General features: G+C 72.3%; 15 protein-coding genes and 3 pseudogenes. 10 read left to right on the top strand and 8 right to left on the bottom strand.

The genetic code is table 11. The features are described from left to right. Window positions 1-130 (top strand): annotated as a pseudogene (locus EF918_RS20360) (6-phosphofructokinase); the annotation flags it as partial. Here the strand turns inward: EF918_RS20360 and EF918_RS20355 are convergent. Beyond that, window positions 127-552: pseudogene (locus EF918_RS20355) on the bottom strand (hypothetical protein); the annotation flags it as partial. The pseudogenes EF918_RS20360 and EF918_RS20355 overlap by 4 nt on opposite strands. Window positions 553-665: 113 nt before the next feature. On the opposite strand from EF918_RS20355, the gene EF918_RS20350 reads away from it, so the two are divergent. Both EF918_RS20350 and EF918_RS20345 read left to right on the top strand, forming a co-directional pair. Beyond that, entirely contained in the window at window positions 666-968 is a 303-nt protein-coding gene (locus tag EF918_RS20350) for a hypothetical protein (protein WP_125648421.1), read from the top strand. Between the two features lie 9 nt (window positions 969-977). Beyond that, window positions 978-2168: a glutathionylspermidine synthase family protein gene (locus EF918_RS20345; RefSeq protein WP_125648417.1), complete on the top strand. Its 1191-nt coding sequence runs from the start codon at window positions 978-980 to the stop codon at window positions 2166-2168. An 85-nt stretch (window positions 2169-2253) separates the two neighbouring features. On the opposite strand, the gene rocD is transcribed toward EF918_RS20345, so the two are convergent. Beyond that, window positions 2254-3489, bottom strand: a complete 1236-nt coding sequence (gene rocD, locus EF918_RS20340) for an ornithine--oxo-acid transaminase (protein WP_312847846.1) — start codon at window positions 3487-3489, stop codon at window positions 2254-2256. A 244-nt stretch (window positions 3490-3733) separates the two neighbouring features. Here rocD and glyA point away from each other — a divergent pair, with 244 nt between their 5' ends. The 4 genes from glyA to EF918_RS20320 all read left to right on the top strand — a co-directional run bounded on the left by glyA (window position 3734) and on the right by EF918_RS20320 (window position 8087). Beyond that, window positions 3734-5002, top strand: coding sequence for a serine hydroxymethyltransferase (gene glyA, locus EF918_RS20335; protein ID WP_125648413.1), 1269 nt, complete (start codon window positions 3734-3736; stop codon window positions 5000-5002). A gap of 292 nt (window positions 5003-5294) precedes the next feature. Then, a complete protein-coding gene (gene trpS, locus EF918_RS20330) occupies window positions 5295-6317 on the top strand; it encodes a tryptophan--tRNA ligase (protein WP_125648424.1) in 1023 nt (340 codons plus the stop codon). A 94-nt stretch (window positions 6318-6411) separates the two neighbouring features. Beyond that, window positions 6412-6999 (top strand): 2'-5' RNA ligase family protein, encoded by a 588-nt coding sequence (locus EF918_RS20325; RefSeq protein ID WP_125648410.1) that lies wholly within the window; start codon window positions 6412-6414, stop codon window positions 6997-6999. A gap of 137 nt (window positions 7000-7136) precedes the next feature. Beyond that, a complete protein-coding gene (locus EF918_RS20320) occupies window positions 7137-8087 on the top strand; it encodes a YihY/virulence factor BrkB family protein (protein ID WP_125648407.1) in 951 nt (316 codons plus the stop codon). On the opposite strand, the gene EF918_RS20315 is transcribed toward EF918_RS20320, so the two are convergent. Continuing rightward, window positions 8029-9288, bottom strand: coding sequence for a D-alanyl-D-alanine carboxypeptidase family protein (locus EF918_RS20315; RefSeq protein ID WP_369009100.1), 1260 nt, complete (start codon window positions 9286-9288; stop codon window positions 8029-8031). The two genes, EF918_RS20320 and EF918_RS20315, sit on opposite strands and share 59 nt — an antisense overlap. Window positions 9289-9382: 94 nt before the next feature. Here EF918_RS20315 and EF918_RS20310 point away from each other — a divergent pair, with 94 nt between their 5' ends. The 3 genes from EF918_RS20310 (at window position 9383) to EF918_RS20300 (ending at window position 12669) form a co-directional block, all read left to right on the top strand. Continuing rightward, window positions 9383-9655: an SCO4848 family membrane protein gene (locus tag EF918_RS20310; protein ID WP_125648401.1), complete on the top strand. Its 273-nt coding sequence runs from the start codon at window positions 9383-9385 to the stop codon at window positions 9653-9655. Further along, the gene (locus EF918_RS20305) at window positions 9652-10947 is read left to right on the top strand and encodes a metallophosphoesterase (protein WP_125648398.1); all 1296 of its coding nucleotides are present in this window, start codon (window positions 9652-9654) and stop codon (window positions 10945-10947) included. The genes EF918_RS20310 and EF918_RS20305 overlap by 4 nt, the downstream gene beginning before the upstream one ends. Before the next feature lie 162 nt (window positions 10948-11109). Beyond that, complete coding sequence (locus tag EF918_RS20300) at window positions 11110-12669, top strand: ABC transporter substrate-binding protein (protein ID WP_125648395.1); 1560 nt, start codon at window positions 11110-11112, stop codon at window positions 12667-12669. Window positions 12670-12703: 34 nt separating this feature from the next. Here the strand turns inward: EF918_RS20300 and EF918_RS20295 are convergent, their stop codons facing one another. The 5 genes and pseudogenes from EF918_RS20295 to EF918_RS20275 all read right to left on the bottom strand — a co-directional run. Then, window positions 12704-13453 (bottom strand): TetR/AcrR family transcriptional regulator, encoded by a 750-nt coding sequence (locus tag EF918_RS20295; protein ID WP_125648392.1) that lies wholly within the window; start codon window positions 13451-13453, stop codon window positions 12704-12706. Window positions 13454-13464: 11 nt separating this feature from the next. After that, window positions 13465-13896 (bottom strand): thiol-disulfide oxidoreductase DCC family protein, encoded by a 432-nt coding sequence (locus EF918_RS20290; protein WP_125648389.1) that lies wholly within the window; start codon window positions 13894-13896, stop codon window positions 13465-13467. Between the two features lie 4 nt (window positions 13897-13900). Beyond that, on the bottom strand, window positions 13901-14305 hold the full coding sequence (locus EF918_RS20285; RefSeq protein ID WP_125648386.1) for a hypothetical protein: 405 nt from the start codon (window positions 14303-14305) through the stop codon (window positions 13901-13903). A 210-nt stretch (window positions 14306-14515) separates the two neighbouring features. Continuing rightward, window positions 14516-16708, bottom strand: a complete 2193-nt coding sequence (locus tag EF918_RS20280; RefSeq protein WP_125648383.1) for a hypothetical protein — start codon at window positions 16706-16708, stop codon at window positions 14516-14518. A gap of 114 nt (window positions 16709-16822) precedes the next feature. Then, a pseudogene (locus EF918_RS20275) lies at window positions 16823-17220 on the bottom strand (hypothetical protein); the annotation flags it as partial.

Below are 17220 nucleotides of genomic sequence, written 5' to 3'. Positions count from 1 at the left end.
CCTGGGCTCCGCCCGCATGGAGCGCGCCCGGCTGCGGGAGGCCGCCGACAACTGCGCCGCCCTCAAGGAGCGCTACGGCCTCGACGCCCTGATCCCGATCGGCGGCGAGGGCACCCTGACGGCCGCCAGGACCGCGCCGGAGGCGATCAGCATGGCCCAGGGGAGTGCTGCCGGGCCGGTGCCGCTGCCCTCCTCGCCGGAGGCCAGGCCGATCATGGCCAGGCCCAGGCAGACCACGCCGACGGCCGTCCGTTCGGTGCGGGACAGGCGGACGTGCAGGAGGCGGGTCGCCGCGACGGCCGTCACCGCCAGGCTGCTCGCCATCGCCGCGCCGACCGCGTAGATCGGGATCGAGCGCAGGGCGATGATCTGGAAGACGAAACCGATCCCGTCCAGGGCCAGACCGAGCAGAAAGCGCCATTGGGTGGCGGCCCGGAGCAGGAGCCCCGGGTCGACTCCCGGGGAGCCTTTGGGCGGTACCGCCCTGGCGGCCATGGCCTGCAGGACCGAGGCCGTGCCGAAGCAGACCGCCGAGGCGAGGGCGCAGATCATCCCAATCAGCACATTCCGACAGTAGATGATGGGTTCTCGTGGCGGCCGGATTCCATCGCCCCCGGGCACCGGCCTAGTCTGTCGGCAGCACGCCATCAGGGGGAGCTTCGGACATGGACAGTAGTAGCAGTGGTGGGCCGGCGCGGCGGATGCGGTCCGGGGCGGTGGCGCTCGGCGGGATGGGACTGCTCGCCGCCAGCCTCGTCGCGTGCGGCAGCAGCAGCGAGCCGGACAAGCGCTGCGCCGACCGCTCGACGTTGAACCAGCTGTCCATGAAGGAGTGCAAGAGCGGCGGGCGCGGGTCGTACTACTACGGCGGCACCGTGTCGAGCGGGAAGGTGACCGGCGGCAGTTTCGACAAGTCGGCGGTGCAGCGTGGCGGTATCGGGGGTGGGTCGTCCTCCAGCGGGGGGTGACCGGACACCGTGGAACGGCACGTCATCGAGCCACGGGACGGGTGGCAGCGGATCGTCGAAGAACAAGGGCTCGTCTATCCGCTGACCCGGTATCCCGACGGAGGGCTGCGGCCCTACTGGGACGAGAGCGCCTACTACTCCTTCACCCTGCCCGAGGTCGAGGCGCTGGAGGACGTGGTCGAGGAGCTGCACGCCATGTGTCTGGCGGCGGCCGAGCACATCGTGGCCCAGGACCGGTTCGCCGATCTCGGCATCACCGATCCGCGGGTGCGGGAGGTCGTCGTCGCGTCCTGGCGGCGGCGGGCCGAGCAGCCCTCGCTGTACGGGCGGTTCGACCTGCGCTACGACGGCTCCGGGCCGGCGAAGCTGCTGGAGTACAACGCCGACACCCCGACGTCGCTGGTGGAGGCGGCCAGTCCGCAGTGGTTCTGGATGGAGGAGCGCTTCCCCGGCGCCGACCAGTGGAACTCGCTGCACGAGCGGCTGGTCGACGCCTGGCGCCGGCAGGCCGAACTGCTGCCGCCCGGGCCGGTGCACTTCGCGCACTCCGAGGCGGACGAGCTCGGCGAGGACCTGATGACGGTGGCCTACCTCCAGGAGACCGCCGAACAGGCCGGGCTGGAGACCGAGGCGCTGGCCGTGGAGCGGATCGGCTGGGACCGGTTGTCCGGGCGGTTCGTGGACGAGCGGCTCCGGTTCATCCGTAGCTGTTTCAAGCTGTATCCGTGGGAGTGGCTGGTCACCGACGAGTTCGCGCCGCAGGTGCTCGACACCATCGATCTGGGCGGGGGTTCCGGTTCCACCTGCTGGATCGAGCCGGCCTGGAAGATGCTGCTGTCCAACAAGGCGCTGCTGGCCGTGCTGTGGGAGCTCTTCCCGGAGCACCCGAACCTGCTGCCCGCCTACCTCGACGGGCCGCGCGAGCTCGCGGGGACCACCGGTTACGTCGCCAAGCCGCTGCTGGGCCGGGAGGGCGCGGGGGTGAGCCTGCACGAGGTGGGGGCGGAGCCGTACGTGGCCGGCGAGGGGGCGGAGCCGGTCTGCTTCCAGGCGCTGGCGCCGCTGCCGGACTTCGACGGCAACCGGGTGGTGCTCGGTGCGTGGGTCGTGGAGGACGAGGCGGCGGGGCTCGGCATCCGGGAGTCGGCGGGGCCGGTCACGGACGAGTACGCCCGGTTCCTGCCCCACGTCATCCTCTGAGGCCGCCGGATCCGCCGAGCCTCCGGGACCGGTCCCGTGGGCTCCCCGGGGGCCCGGCCGACGGGGCGTCGGCCGGGCCGGGGCGTCATGCCAGGACCGTGCGGAGCTGTTCCAGGCCCCAGTCCAGGTCCTCCTTCGAGATGACCAGCGGCGGGGCGATGCGGATGGTGGCGCCGTGGGTGTCCTTGACCAGGACGCCGCGCTCCATCAGGCGTTCCGAGACCTCGCGGCCGCTGCCGTGCCCGGGGGCGATGTCGATGCCGGCCCACAGGCCCCGGCCGCGTACGGCGGTCACCGCGCCGGCGCCGACCAGGGAGCCGAGCGCCTGGTGCAGGTGGTCGCCGAGTTCGGCGGCGCGCTGCTGGTACTCGCCGGTGCGCAGCATCGCGATCACCTCCAGGGCGACGGCGCAGGCCAGCGGGTTGCCGCCGAAGGTGGAGCCGTGCTCGCCGGGGTGGAAGACGCCGAGCACGTCGCGGTCGCCGACCACCGCCGAGACCGGGACCACGCCCCCGCCGAGGGCCTTGCCGAGGATGTAGAGGTCGGGGACGACGTCCTCGTGCTCGCAGGCGAACGTCCTCCCCGTGCGGCCGAGGCCGGACTGGATCTCGTCGGCCATGAACAGCACGTTCCGCGCGCGGGTCAGCTCGCGTACGGCGCGCAGGTAACCGGCGGGCGGGACGAGGACGCCGGCCTCCCCCTGGATCGGCTCCAGCAGCACGGCCACGGTGTTCGCGGTGACGGCGGCCTCCATGGCGGTCAGGTCGCCGTAGGGGACGATCTCGAAGCCGGGGGTGTAGGGGCCGTAGTGGTCGCGGGCCTCGTGGTCGGTGGAGAACGAGACGATGGTCGTGGTGCGGCCGTGGAAGTTGTTCGCCGCGACGACGATCTTGGCCTGGCCGTCGGGCACGCCCTTGACCTGGTAGCCCCACTTGCGGGCGGTCTTCACGGCCGTCTCGACGGCTTCGGCGCCGGTGTTCATCGGCAGCACCATCTCCTTGCCGCACAGGGCGGCGAGCTCGCTGCAGAACGCGGCGAACCGGTCGTGGTGGAAGGCCCGCGAGGTGAGGGTGACCCGCTCCAGCTGCGCTCTGGCGGCGTCGATGAGGCGGCGGTTGCCGTGGCCGAAGTTGAGGGCGGAGTAGCCGGCGAGCATGTCGAGGTAGCGCTTGCCCTCGACGTCCGTCATCCACGCGCCTTCCGCCGTCGCGACGACCACGGGGAGCGGATGGTAGTTGTGCGCGCTGTGCTCCTCCGCGGAGCGGATGGCGGCCGCGGTGGCGGTGGCGCCGGCGGTGGCGTCGTGCGCTGTTGTCGACACGGGATCTCCGTTTCGTCCGTCCTGGTCCATCGGTGACGAGGGTGACGTCACTTCTATCGTCGCTCGGATACCGGACGGAGAAACCTTCCGGACGACGCGCCCGCTAAGGTGGACGCTACGCACGGCGACTGGCGCACGGGGAACGGACTCCGGGGGAGCCGTGCGCGCACAGCCGCAACGCACGGCCGCCCGCCTGGGCCTGTCGCGGGGTACGACACCGACCTCGACCCCGACAGGAGCCGCCGTGACCGCGCACCGTCATCCCGCCCTCGCCGCCACCGACCCCGAACTCGCCGATCTGGTCGCCGCCGAGGAGCGTCTGCAGGCCGACACCCTGCGGCTGATCCCCAGTGAGAACTACGTCTCCGCCGCCGTGCTGGAGGCCTCCGGCACGGTCCTGCAGAACAAGTACAGCGAGGGCTATCCGGGCCGCCGCTACTACGAGGGCCAGCAGAACATCGACCGGATCGAGGCGCTGGCGGTGGAGCGGGCCAAGGGCCTGTTCGGCGTCGACCACGCCAACGTGCAGCCGTACTCGGGCTCCCCGGCGAACCTGGCGGTCTACCTGGCCTTCGCGCAGCCCGGTGACACGGTGATGGGCATGGCCCTGCCGATGGGCGGGCACCTCACCCACGGCTGGGGCGTGTCCGCGACCGGTTCGTGGTTCCGCGGGGTGCAGTACGGGGTCCGCCAGGACACCGGTCTGATCGACTACGACGCGGTGCGCGAGCTGGCGCTGGCCGAGCGGCCGAAGATCCTCTTCTGCGGTGGTACGGCGCTGCCGCGGACCATCGACTTCGCCGCGTTCGCCGAGATCGCCCGGGAGGCGGGCGCGGTACTGGTGGCGGACGTGGCGCACATCGCCGGCCTGATCGCGGGCGGCGCGCACCCCTCGCCGGTGCCGTACGCCGACGTGGTCTCCACCACCACGCACAAGACGCTGCGCGGTCCGCGCGGGGCGATGCTGATGTGCCGCGAGGAGCACGCGAAGGCCATCGACAAGGCGGTCTTCCCGGGCCTGCAGGGCGGCCCGCACAACCAGACCACGGCCGGGATCGCGGTCGCGCTCCAGGAGGCGTCGCAGCCCGCCTTCACCGCGTACGCCCACGCGGTCGTGGCCAACGCGAAGGCGCTGGCCGAGGCGCTGCTGGAGCGGGGGCTGGACCTGGTCTCGGGCGGCACCGACAACCACCTGATCCTGATGGACCTGACCGGCCAGGACGTGCCGGGCAAGGTGGCGGCGAAGGCGCTGGACCGGGCCGGGATCGTGGTGAACTACAACACCGTGCCGTTCGACCCGCGCAAGCCCTTCGACCCCTCGGGCATCCGGATCGGCACCCCGTCGCTGACCTCGCGCGGGCTGACCACGGCGCACATGCCGGCGGTCGCGGAGTGGATCGTGCGCGCGGTGGGCGCGGCCCGGACCGGGGACGAGACCGCCCTCGCGGTGATCCGCAAGGAGGTCGCGGACCTCATGGCGCAGTACCCGGCGCCCGGCCTGCCGCTCGCGTAACCGGTCGGGCCCGCCGCCCGCGTAACCGGTCGGGCCCGCCGCTCGCGTAACCGGTCGGGCCTGCCGCTCGCGTAACCGGTCGCTCGGCCGGGGCACATTCCGGCCGCCCGGCTACTGTCCGGTAGATGAGCACCGCCCGCCCCTGGTGGGGCGGGCGGTGTGATCCGGACCTCATCCGCGCCGTGACGTCGCGCTCTTCCGGCCAGCGCGGGCCCTCCGGAGCCACCGCACCTGCGAGAATGACAGCATGGCTCTCGATCGCCCACCCGTCGCCCCCCACCACCCTCAGTCGATGGGCTCCGCCCAGCAGCACCCTCCGCGGGTGCTCTCCGGAATCCAGCCCACCGCAGGCTCGTTCCACCTCGGCAACTACCTCGGCGCCGTCCGCCAGTGGGTCGCGCTGCAGGAGTCCCACGACGCCTTCTACATGGTGGTGGACCTGCACGCGATCACGGTCCCGCAGGACCCGGCGGAGCTGCGCGCCAACACCCGGCTCGCCGCCGCCCAGCTGCTGGCGGCCGGCCTGGACCCCGAGCGCTGCACCCTGTTCGTGCAGAGCCACGTGCCCGAGCACGCGCAGCTCGCCTGGGTCTTCAACTGCCTGACCGGCTTCGGCGAGGCCAGCCGGATGACGCAGTTCAAGGACAAGTCCGCCAAGCAGGGCGCCGACCGCGCCTCGGTCGGCCTGTTCACGTACCCGATCCTCCAGGTCGCCGACATCCTGCTGTACCAGGCCCACGAGGTGCCCGTCGGTGAGGACCAGCGCCAGCACATCGAGCTCACCCGGGACCTCGCCGAGCGGTTCAACGGCCGGTTCGGCCAGACGTTCACGATCCCGAAGCCGTACATCCTCAAGGAGACGGCGAAGATCTACGACCTCCAGGACCCGACGGCCAAGATGTCGAAGTCGGCGTCCACCCCCAAGGGCCTGATCAACCTCCTCGACGAGCCCAAGGTCACCGAGAAGAAGATCAAGAGCGCGGTGACCGACACCGAGGCCGAGATCCGCTTCGACGCCGAGCACAAGCCGGGCGTCAGCAACCTGCTGACGATCTACTCCACTCTTACGGGGGAGAGCATTCCGGCCCTGGAGGAGAAGTACGCGGGCCAGGGCTACGGCGCCCTGAAGACCGAGCTCGCGGGGGTCGTGGTGGACTTCGTCACTCCGTTCAGGCAGCGCACGCAGGAGTTCCTGGACGACCCGGAGACCCTGGACTCGGTGCTGGCCAAGGGCGCGGAGAAGGCCCGTGCCGTTGCCGCCGAGACCCTTGCGCAGGCCTACGACCGCCTGGGTTTCCTGTCCGCGAAGCACTGACCACCTGCGCCACTGGCCGACCGGGGGGTGCTGCCCCCACACTGGGGGTCGGCACGTGACTCTCACAGGCCATCCACAGACCGAGGAGACATCCGTGGGGACCGTAACGCTCGGCGTTTCGATCGCGGTCCCGGAGCCGTACGGCAGCCAGCTCCAGCAGCGGCGGGCCGGCTTCGGGGACGCCGCCGCGCACGGCATCCCCACGCATGTCACCCTCGTGCCGCCGACGGAGGTGGACGGCGACCGGCTGCCGGAGATCGGGGCCCATCTGGCCGAGGTCGCGTCGGGCTTCCGGGCCTTCCCGATGCGGTTGGCCGGCACCGGCACCTTCCGGCCGCTCTCGCCGGTGGTCTTCGTCAAGGTGGTCGAGGGCGCGGCGGGCTGCACCCGGCTCCAGGGCCTGGTCCGGGACCCGGAGGGGCCGCTCGACCGGGAGCTGGCCTTCCCGTACCACCCGCACGTCACGGTCGCCCACGGGATCTCCGAAGAGGCGATGGACGAGGCCTTCGAGGCGCTCGCCGACTACGCGGCGGAGTGGCTCTGCGAGGGCTTCGCGCTCTACGAGCAGGGCTCCGACGGGGTCTGGCGCAAACTGCGCGAATACCCTTTCGGCACCGGGCCGGCGAGCGTGCCGGCGCAGCTCGGCGCGCCCGCTGACGAGACGGCCGTACGCCGTCCCTGACGCAGGCCCCGGCGGGCGACGAGGACGGTGTGGCGGAGCCTGCGCTGGACCAGGTCTCGAAAAGTCACAGTGGACGACCGTAGCGCCCGAAGCGGACAATCCCGGCTATTTCCGGCACCCGAAATTACGGTGACCCCATGGACTGGCTGACGCGACTTCCGGTGATCGGGCCCCCGGTGACCTGGCTGATGCGCACGCACGCCTGGCGTGCGTTCGAGCGCCTGCAACGGGTGCACTGGAGCCGGCTGGCCGGCGCCATCACCTTCATCAGCTTCCTCGCCCTCTTCCCGCTGCTCACCGTCGCCGCCGCCGTCGGCGCCAGCCTGCTCAGCCAGGAACAGCTCGACACCCTCCAGAAGAAGCTCACCGAGCAGGTCCCGGGGATCTCCGACCAGCTCGACCTCGACGCGCTGGTCGCCAACGCCGGCACCGTCGGCCTGGTCGCCGGCGCCCTGCTGCTGGTCACCGGCATCGGCTGGGTCGGCTCGATGCGCGAGTGCCTGCGCGCGGTGTGGGACAAGGACGACGAGGGCGAGGACAACCTCCTCGTCCGCAAGGGCAAGGACGCCCTGGTCCTGCTCGGCCTCGGCGCCGCCGTCCTGGCCTCGGCCGCCGCCTCGACCATCGGCTCCAGCGCCGTGGGCCGGTTCGGCGGCTGGCTGGGCATCCCCCGGGAGGGCGCCGGCGGGGTGCTGCTGCGCGGCGGTGCCTTCGGCGTCGGCGTGGTGGCCGCGTTCCTGCTGCTGCTCTACCTGCTCACGCTGCTGCCCGGCGTCGAGCCGCCCCGGCGCCGGCTCTTCCAGGCGGCCCTGCTCGGCGCGGCCGGCTTCGAACTGCTGAAGCTGCTGCTCAGCGGCTACATCCGGGGTGTCGCCGGCAAGAGCATGTACGGGGCCTTCGGCGTCCCCGTCGCCCTGCTGCTGTGGATCAACCTGACCGCGAAGCTGCTGCTGTACTGCGCGGCCTGGACGGCGACGGGGACGGACGGGGACGAGCCGGGGGACGAGCCCGCGGGCGCGGGCGAGCCGGTCAGCTCGCCGGGGGCGGGGTCCGACGGCCGCGGGCCCCGCGGGGCCAGCGGCGGTTGACCACGAAGGCGCCACCCGCGAGCACGGCCACGGCGCCACCGGCGATGCCGAGGGCGGTGCCCAGGCCGCCGCCGCGGCCCGCGGCGGCCGCCGCCTTGTTCTCGTGCGACTCGGCGGGGGAGCCGAGCGGGCCGGTGTCGGAGCCCTTCGGCGGCACCAGCTCACCGACCGGCTTCACCTTCCCGGCCGCCTCGAAACCCCAGTCGAACAGGGCCGCGGTCTCGTTGTAGACCGGGTTGACCCCGCCCGCGCTCGGGTTCATGACCGTCACCAGCAGCTTGCGGTCCCCGCGCTGGGCCACGCCGGTGAAGGTGGAGCCGGCCATCGAGGTGTTGCCGTTCTTCACCCCCGCGATGCCCTTGTACGGGGCCACCCCGCCGGCGCCGGTCATCAGCCGGTTGGTGTTCTGGATCTCGAAGCTGTCGCGTGGCCTGCCCGCCACCTGGTCGCCGGGGAACGGGGCCGTCGCCGTGCCGCAGTACTCCCGGAAGTCCTTCTTCTGCAGCCCGGAACGGGCGAACAGGGTCAGGTCGTACGCGCTGGAGACCTGGTCCGCGGCGTCGTAGCCGTCGGGGGAGACCACATGGGTGTCCAGGGCCTGGAGCTCCTCGGCGTGCGCCTGCATGTCCTTGACGGTCTTGTCGATGCCGCCGTTCATCGCCGACAGCACATGGACCGCGTCGTTGCCGGAGCGCAGGAACACCCCGAGCCACAGGTCATGGACGGAGTACTCCATGTCCTCGCGCACGCCCACCAGGCTGCTGCCGGCGCCGACCCCGTCAAGGTCCTGCGGGGTCACCTTGTGGACCTTGTCCTTGGGCAGGGTGGGCAGGACGGTGTCCGCGAACAGCATCTTCAGCGTGGAGGCCGGCGGCAGCTTCCAGTGCGCGTTGTGCGCGGCGAGCACCTCGCCGGACTCCGCGTCCGCCACGATCCACGAGCGTCCCGTCAGGTTCGTGGGCAGCGCGGGGGCGCCCGGCAGCAGGTTCACCTGGGTACCGGGCTGCCCCAGTCGGGCGCCACCGACCGTGGACATCGAAGCGGGCGGCTCGGCGGGCAGCTTCGCCGGGACGCCGGGCTTGTTGTCGTCGTCGGCGTGCGCGGGGGCGGCCAGCAGGGCCGGCAGCAGCAGCGCGGTGGACACGGCGGCGAGGGCGGACTTTTTCGCAGACACGCAGGTGAACGTACATCGCCTTGTCATATTTATCGTGACGCTTCGGCCAACCCGCCGATACCACCGCCGGGACAGCCCACCCCGACGCGTCCGTCTCGGGGACGGGCCAGATACTGAGGTCATGAAACTCAGCCGGTCCGCCTCCTGGTTCCTGCTCGCGTTCGGAGTGTGGAGCTGGTTCATCTGGATCACTTTCGTCCGGAACCTGGTGAAGGATGCCAGTGGTCTGGCGTTCGACGACGACGGCGGCCCCACGGCCTACTTCTGGGTCCACCTTGCGCTCGCCGTCACGTCCTTTCTTCTGGGGACGGCCATCGGAGTGATCGGGTTGCGCGGGGTGCGGGCGCTGCGGCGCGCGTCACGCGAAGGCGACCCGGCGGAGCCGCGGCCATGACGGTCCTCGTGGCCGCCGTCGCGGTCCTGCTGGTCCTGGCCCTGCTGGTGCTGGTGCACCGCTGGCTGTGGATCCGGCTCGTCCGGGACGCCACCGCGCCGGGCTCGCGGGTCCGGCGGGCGCTGACCGCCGCCGCCTTCGCGCTGCCCCTGCTCTCGCTGGCCGCCCTGGTCGCGGGCCGGGCCGGAGCCCCGTTCTGGCTCCAGCAGACCGTCTCCTGGCCGGGCTACCTGTGGCTGCCGGTCCTGCTGTACCTGACCCTGGCCATGCTCGTCGGCGAGGTCGTCCGCGCGGTGTGGCTGCGGCGGGCCGCCGCCGGGGCCCACGCCCGTGCGGCGGCGCCCGCGCCCGTCGGCGCGGACACCACCGGCGCGTCGGGGGCCGGCGTCGGTGAGGGCGCCGACGCCGACGCCACCGCGGCCGGGGGAGCGGAGAGCACCCCGGACGCCGCGGACGCGGCGCACCGGCTGACGCGGCGGACGTTCGTGGCGCGGAGCATCGCCGGGGCAGCCGTCGCCGTGGCGGGCGGGACCGTCGGGTACGGCACGTACGGAGTGCTGCGCGGGCCGCGGGTCAAGCGGGTGACCGTGCCGCTGGCCAAGCTGCCGCGGGCGTCGCACGGGTTCCGGATCGCCGTGGTCAGCGACGTCCACCTGGGCCCGGTCCTGGGCCGGGCCCACACCCGGCGCATCGTGGACACCGTCAACGCGACCCAGCCGGACCTGATCGCGATCGTCGGCGACCTCGTCGACGGCGACGTCGCCGACCTCGGGCCCGCCGCCGAGCCGCTCGCACAGCTGCGGGCCCGGCACGGCGCCTTCTTCGTCACCGGCAACCACGAGTACTTCTCCGGCGCCCAGCAGTGGGTCGACCACGTCCGCGAGCTGGGCCTGCACCCGCTGGAGAACGCCCGGCAGGAGCTGCCCCACTTCGACCTGGCCGGGGTCAACGACATCGCGGGCACGAACGAGGGGCACGGCCCCGACTTCGTCCGGGCGCTCGGCGACCGCGACCGGTCCCGCACCGCGGTGCTGCTGGCGCACCAGCCGGTGGTCGTCCACGACGCCGTCCGGCACGGCGTCGACCTCCAGCTCTCCGGCCACACCCACGGCGGCCAGCTCTGGCCCGGCAACTACCTGGCGGAGCTGGCCAACCCCACCGTGGCCGGCCTCGAACGCTACGGCGACACCCAGCTCTACGTCTCCCGCGGTGCCGGTGCCTGGGGACCGCCCGTGAGGGTGGGCGCACCCTCCGACATCACCGTGGTCGAACTCGCCTCATATCAGACATGAGCGTGCAGAGACCGTAATGAATCGGCCTTCCTTCCGCGAATTTTCCGTGATTGGGTGACCGGTAATCGGATAGTCGAGCGTCGCCAGCCGGACGTTTTCCGGACCGCTAGGGGTAGCGGTCCGGTCGGCCGCGGCGCGGGGTGGGGCGAGGAGAGATCACGGATGCGGTCCGTCCGTTCCAAAGTCATCGCGGCCGTACTGGTCTTGGGAGTCGCCGGGGTAGGGGCCTGGCAGCTCATACCCGAGTCCGGCACCGGCCACAGCGGCGCGATCAGGGTGGGGACGACGGACGTCGTCTCCTCCCTCGACCCGGCCGGCGCGTACGACGCCGGCTCGTGGGCGCTGTTCAGCAACGTCTACCAGTCGTTGATGACCATGAAGTCGGGTTCCGACCAGCCGGTGCCGGATGCGGCGAGCTGGTGCAAGTTCATCGGCCAGAAGCTCACCACGTACCAGTGCGAGCTGCGGCCGGACGTGAAGTTCGCCAACGGCCGGGCCGTCACGGCCGAGGACGTCAAGTTCTCCTTCGACCGGATCAAGGCGATCAACTCGGAGCAGGGCCCGGCGCCGCTGTTCAACACGCTGGAGTCGGTCAAGGCCGAGGGCCGCACGGTCACCTTCAACCTGTCGGCCCGTGACGCCACCTTCCCGTTCAAGATCGCCACTGGTGCCGCGTCGATCGTCGACAAGGACAAGTACCCGGCGAAGGCGCTGCGCGAGGGCGACAAGGCCGACGGCTCCGGCCCGTACGTCCTGTCCTCGTACACGCCCGGCAGCAGTGTCGAGCTCAAGGTCAACGAGAGCTACGTCGGCCAGGGCAAGCCCGCCCACGCGGCGGTCACCGTGAAGTACTTCAAGGGCTCGGCCGAGCTGAACAAGGCCTGGACGGACCACGAGGTCGAGGTCGCCCACCGCGACATGCCCCCGGAGGTCCTGGCCGGGCTCAACCCGGGCCTGAAGGACACCCGCTACACCCAGTCCGGCGGCACCGAGATCCGCAACATGGTCTTCAACGTCCGCCAGGGCTCGCCCATGGCGCAGGAGCCGGTGCGCCGGGCGGTGGCGGCGCTGCTCGACCGGTCCAAGGTGGCCGGCGCGGTCTACAAGGGCACGGTCACCCCGCTCTACTCGATCGTCCCGGCGGGCATCGGCGGCCACACCACGCCGTTCTTCGACGCCTACCCGCAGCCGAACGCGGTCGCCGCGAAGAACCTGCTGAAGGCCGCCAACATCAACGGCCCGGTCTCCTTCACCCTCGGTGTCAACGTCCGCGCGACGAACGTCGAGGAGGCGAACGAGATCAAGAAGCAGCTGGAGGAGTCCGGCCTCTTCCAGGTCACGGTCAAGCCCGTGGAGAAGTGGGACGACTTCCAGAAGGGCTACGCGGCCGGTCAGTTCGACGCGTACACCATCGGCTGGATCGCCGACTTCCCGGACGCGGACAACTTCGTCGCCCCGCTGGTCGGTGCGGACTCCAGCATGAACAACGGCTACTCCGACAAGGCCGTCGACGAGCTGATCACCCGCACCCAGTCCTTCTCCAACCGCGGAGAGGCGGCCAACGACTTCCGCGAGGTGCAGAAGGTCGTCGCCCAGCACGTCCCCGTCCTGCCGATCTGGCAGAAGAAGGACTACGTGCTCGCGCGCGACGCGGTCTCCGGCGCGCAGTACCTCTCGGACGGCACGGGCGTGTGGCGTCTGTGGGAGCTCAACTGGCTCTGACGCGGCCCGAGGACCCGGTCCCCGGACCGGGTCCTCAGGCCGGGGACCCGTCCGGGGACGCGTCCTCCGGATAGGGGTCCGAGGCCTTCTTGCGGCCGGCCGCCACCTGGGCCATGCCCGGCAGGAAGTCCGCGAACAGTTCGTGCACCTCGCGGACCAGGGGCCGCAGCACCCGGAAGCGGGCCAGGACGATGCCGCGGGTGGTGAGCTGGGCTCCGCGCTGGGCCAGCTTGCGGGTCTTCTCGCTGTTCTCCGAGTGGTCGAAGACCCAGTACAGGACCAGGCCCATCTGCGAGAGCCACATCAGCTCGGGCAGGACGTCGGCCAGTTCCGCGGGGACCTTGGTCTTCGCCCCGGCCAGCACCTCGCGGTGCACGTCGATGGCCTGCTTGCGGGCCGGCTCGGACTCGGGGGAGAACGGTGACAGCGGACTGGCCGGGTCCGCCGCGTTCTTGAAGAACTGGGCGGCGAACTCGTGGTACGGCGCGGCGATGTCCAGCCAGGTCGTCAGGACGCCCGCGAGTCGCCGCTGCAGGTCGGTCTCCTGGTCCAGCAACGGCCGGACCGCCGCCACGTGGGCGGCGGCGATCCGGTCGTAGAAGCCCTGGACCAGGTGCTCCTTGGACTCGAAGTAGTAGTAGGCGTTACCGACAGAGACCCCCGCCTCCTTGGCGATGGCCCGCATGGTCGTCTTGTCGTAACCGCGCTCCTGGAACAGCCGGAGCGCGGTCTCCAGGATGAGCGTGCGGGTCTGTTCGCTCTTGGCGGCCTTCTGATCAGTCACGGTGTCCGAGCCTATCGGGGCCCGGCCGGCACGCCGCACCGGTCGTCGCAGCCGACCTCCCCGGGCGGCCCGCCGACGGGGCCGGGCCCGCGCCAGGTCGCCCCGCGCCAGGCGGCCGCGGCGAGCATCGTGACCCGGGCGAAGGGCCGCCCGGCCGGGGTGGCCAGCCAGTTGGCCTTCGGCCGGTGCTCGGCGAGCGCCCACAGGCAGACGATGAAGGCGTCGGCGCCCGTCCAGACCTGGCCGGCGTCCCCGACCACGGTGATCTCGCGCAGGGTCGCCGCGTGGTCCAGGTGGGGGAAGCGCCCGCGGGCCTCGGCGGAGCCGGCCGGTACCAGCGACAGCGGGACCAGCCAGCGCTGCCCGAGCAGCCAGTGCCGGATGTGCACGCAGAGCGCGCACCGGGCGTCGTAGAGGACGGTGAGCCGGCGTACGGGCTTCATGGCCTCAGACCCCGGCCGGAGCGGTCCAGCCCTGCGGAGCGACGGGCGGGGTCTGCTGGCGCTCCATGATGCCCCGGCGGCGGATCTTGTTGAGCACCCAGACGTTGCCCAGGTGCATCACGCCCAGGACCAGCAGCACCACACCGAGCTTGACCGAGAGCGCCTCGAACAGGCCGCGGGCGTCGGCCACGGCCTGGGCCGAGCGCAGGTAGAGGGTGACGAAGCCGAGGTTGACCAGGTAGAAGCCGACCACCAGCAGGTGGTTGACCGCGTCGGCGAGCTTCTCGTTCCCCCCGAGGACGTCGGCGATGAAGATGCGGCCGTTGCGGCTGAGCGTGCGGGCGACCCAGACGGTCAGTCCGACGCTGATGAGCAGGTAGATGACGTACGCGACCACGGTGAGGTCCATGCCCCCCGCCTCCTTGAACGTGTTCAAATGCTGGGCAGGACTGACTGTAGACCTGTTTTTGAACAGGTTCAAGCTAGGGGGTCGCGGGCCCGGCGCAGCGCCGTGACCAGGGATTCCCGGACCGATTCGATCCGCCGGTCCAGCCGGTAGAAGTCGTGCCGCGACAGCGGGACGAACACCGGCTGCCGCGCCGTCCGCGGCTCGGGCCCCTCAGCCGGGGGAGACGGCGGTCAGCCCGACGCCGTCCGGCCAGCACTGCTCCTCGACCTGCCCGGTCCCGATCGGCGCGGACAGGGCGTCGGTGTCCCGGCGTACGTTCGTCCAGCCGGCCAGCTCCCCGGGCGCGGCCAGCGCGGCCACGGCCTCCTGGGTGACGTACGCCGGGTAGTGCCGACGGTAGAAGCTGGTCAGCGGGCAACCGGTGGTCAGCAGGGCGATCCGGTGCCGCGCGGCCGCAGGGAGCTGCCACAGGGCGGCCACCGAGATCATCGTGCCCATGGAGTGGGCGTGCAGCAGGACACGCGCCCGGTCCGGGCCCAGGGTGGAGGCCAGCCGGTGGGTCAGCTCCGGTATCGCCCGGCCCGTCCAGGTGGCCGGGGTGAAGGGGTGCGCGGAGCGCGGCCAGAACGCGCCGAAGGCCCACATCATGCCGGTGTGCCGGCGGCTCTCGGCGCGCAGCACGATCGTGCGGACGGCGAACAGCATCGCCACGATCAGCCCGACCAGCATGGACGACCCCAGCGAGGTCAGCAGCCGCAGGCCGGCTGCCATCAGGTCCTCGTAGTGCCGCGGCAGGGTGTGGGTGCGAGGGAAGACCACCCCGGCGGACACCCCGACCACGGCGGTGAACGTGACCGCCAGGGCGCCCAGGATCCGGTCGAGGCTGCCCAGCAGCCGGGGCGGGCGGGGCGGCCCGGCGGGGCCGGGCGCCGCCGCGGCGGCCGCGCGCCTCCGGCGGCCGCGGGGTGTGTGCTCGCCGGCGCCGGTGCGGGCCCGGTGCAGGGCCAGCTCCCGGCGGCGCTCCTCGTACTCCTCCCGCCCGGCCTCCGGCACCGGCCGGGGCAGCCGCCCGGGCCGGCCGTCGGGACGGGCCGGGCGCGGCAGGCACCGCCACCGGGCGCGGACCGCGCGCACGCCCAGGACGGCGGCCACGACGAGCGCGACCAGCAGCGTCGTCGGCGGCAGGGCCACCGCGATCGCCCGGACGGCGGCCGGGAAGGCGACCCGGGACCGCTCGGGCTCCGCGGTCAGCCAGTCCTGGGTCCACAGCACCAGGGCGGTGGAGTACACCCAGCCGCCGAAGCAGGCCACCACGCCCATGGCCGGGCCGGCAAGCCCGCCCAGGGCCGGGCGGTCGGCGGCCGACCTCGGCGTGCGCAGGCACACGGCGACGAGCGCGAGCAGCAGCAGGGCCTGTCCGAGCAACAGCCCGGTGGTGAGCAGGCCGATACCGGGCAGCATGCTCCGCCCGGTCCGGGCCCCGCCGGACGCCGCGTAGTAACGGGCGGCGCCCCCGAGCACCGCCAGGCAGCCCAGGCCGAAGCCCCACTGGCCGGCCGGGCGCGGCCACCAGCGGGTGCCCAGCACCACCAGGGCCGCGCCGACGCCGATCGCGGCGAACAGCAGCAGCCCGACGGGCCGTGCGGTGCCGGCACGGTGGGCGGGGACGGTCAGCAGCAGCGCCAGGGTCAGGACGCCCGCGCACAGGTGCCGGCAGACCAGGCCCCGGGCACGCCAGTTGTACTCCCAGAACAGCGGGGTGGCGAGCGGGTGCCCGGCCGGTTCGGCGGCCCGGACGGCCTGCCAGGGGTCTGCGGTACCGACCGGCGCGGTGCGCTTGACCGAGCGGTACTCGGACCGGCCGTCGCGGGCGCTGTACGCCATCACGGCGAGGGCGAGCAACGGGACGAGGACGGCCGACAGCATGGCGGGCACCGTGTCGTGCGTACGGACCAGGTGGACCAGCGGATTGGTGTCCTTGCAGACTCCGCCGGCCGGACCGCCGGTCCCGCACTGCCAGACGAGCTGGTCCATGGCCCCTTGCGCGAACGAGGTGACGGCCAGCACGGTCAGGGACAGGCCCAGCAGCTGGGACAGCCACCGGTAGGCGCCGGTGGCCCGGGCCCGGTCCAGCCGGAACGGCTGCATCCAGGCGACCAGGTTCACCAGCAGGAACGGCAGCAGGAACAGCCACAGTGCCCGGGTGGCCCCGCCGATGGTCAGCCGCGCCCAGTCGTACGCCTCCGGTACGACCCCGGCCCCGGCCTCCCGGCTCCCCACGGTCCGGTGCACCCCGGCCCGCTCGTCCCCGCTGACCAGGCGCGTCCCGCTGGGCTGCAACGCCTCCAGCCGGTCCAGCGGCCCCACCCCGGGCACGATCACTTCGACGACCTCGCGCTCCACCGCAGCCCCCCGCAGGTGTGGTGACGGGGGAACAGCGTGGCACCGGTGGCGCCCGGTTGTCAGCGGCTCGGACCGAGCGGGGTCACCGGGTCTTCGGGTTCGCGGGTCTACGGGTCACACGCTGAGCGAGCGGGCGTAGTTGATCTGGCCCATCACCCAGGGGAAGGTGCCCGGGTCGACGGCCGGGACCATGGTGGAGTGGTGCCGGCCGCCGCTGGTGACCGTGATCTGCACGAAGCCGGTGGTGGTCTTCTGCTTCATCAGCAGGAAGAGCAGGCCGAGCAGGCAGAAGATGAAGAAGACGATCGCCAGGATGACGGCGTGGGTGGGGATCTTCTCCTCGGTGCGGGAGAAGTCGGTGGCGTTCCACACGGCGCCCTTGAGCGGCATGCTGCCCGAGGGCGTGATGATCTGGTCGCCCACGACCGAGATGTCACCGAGCGTCAGCGCGGGGGCGCCGCCGCCGCGCTGACGCTCGGTGACATCTCGGTCGTGGGCGACCAGATCATCAC

Origin of the sequence: Streptomyces sp. WAC06614 (assembly GCF_003949795.1) — a bacterium.
GTDB lineage: Bacteria > Actinomycetota > Actinomycetes > Streptomycetales > Streptomycetaceae > Streptomyces.
This window is presented reverse-complemented; position numbering and strand designations above follow the sequence as displayed.

What these genes read in the sequence shown, in the direction of transcription:
- EF918_RS20350 (WP_125648421.1), top strand. Translation starts at nt 666, where the DNA reads ATGGACAGTAGTAGCAGTGGTGGGCCGGCGCGGCGGATGCGGTCCGGG.
- trpS (WP_125648424.1), top strand. Translation starts at nt 5,295, where the DNA reads ATGGGCTCCGCCCAGCAGCACCCTCCGCGGGTGCTCTCCGGAATCCAG.
- EF918_RS20320 (WP_125648407.1), top strand. Translation starts at nt 7,137, where the DNA reads ATGGACTGGCTGACGCGACTTCCGGTGATCGGGCCCCCGGTGACCTGG.
- EF918_RS20315 (WP_369009100.1), bottom strand. Translation starts at nt 9,288, where the DNA reads ATGACAAGGCGATGTACGTTCACCTGCGTGTCTGCGAAAAAGTCCGCC.
- EF918_RS20310 (WP_125648401.1), top strand. Translation starts at nt 9,383, where the DNA reads ATGAAACTCAGCCGGTCCGCCTCCTGGTTCCTGCTCGCGTTCGGAGTG.
- EF918_RS20305 (WP_125648398.1), top strand. Translation starts at nt 9,652, where the DNA reads ATGACGGTCCTCGTGGCCGCCGTCGCGGTCCTGCTGGTCCTGGCCCTG.
- EF918_RS20300 (WP_125648395.1), top strand. Translation starts at nt 11,110, where the DNA reads ATGCGGTCCGTCCGTTCCAAAGTCATCGCGGCCGTACTGGTCTTGGGA.
- EF918_RS20290 (WP_125648389.1), bottom strand. Translation starts at nt 13,896, where the DNA reads ATGAAGCCCGTACGCCGGCTCACCGTCCTCTACGACGCCCGGTGCGCG.
- EF918_RS20285 (WP_125648386.1), bottom strand. Translation starts at nt 14,305, where the DNA reads ATGGACCTCACCGTGGTCGCGTACGTCATCTACCTGCTCATCAGCGTC.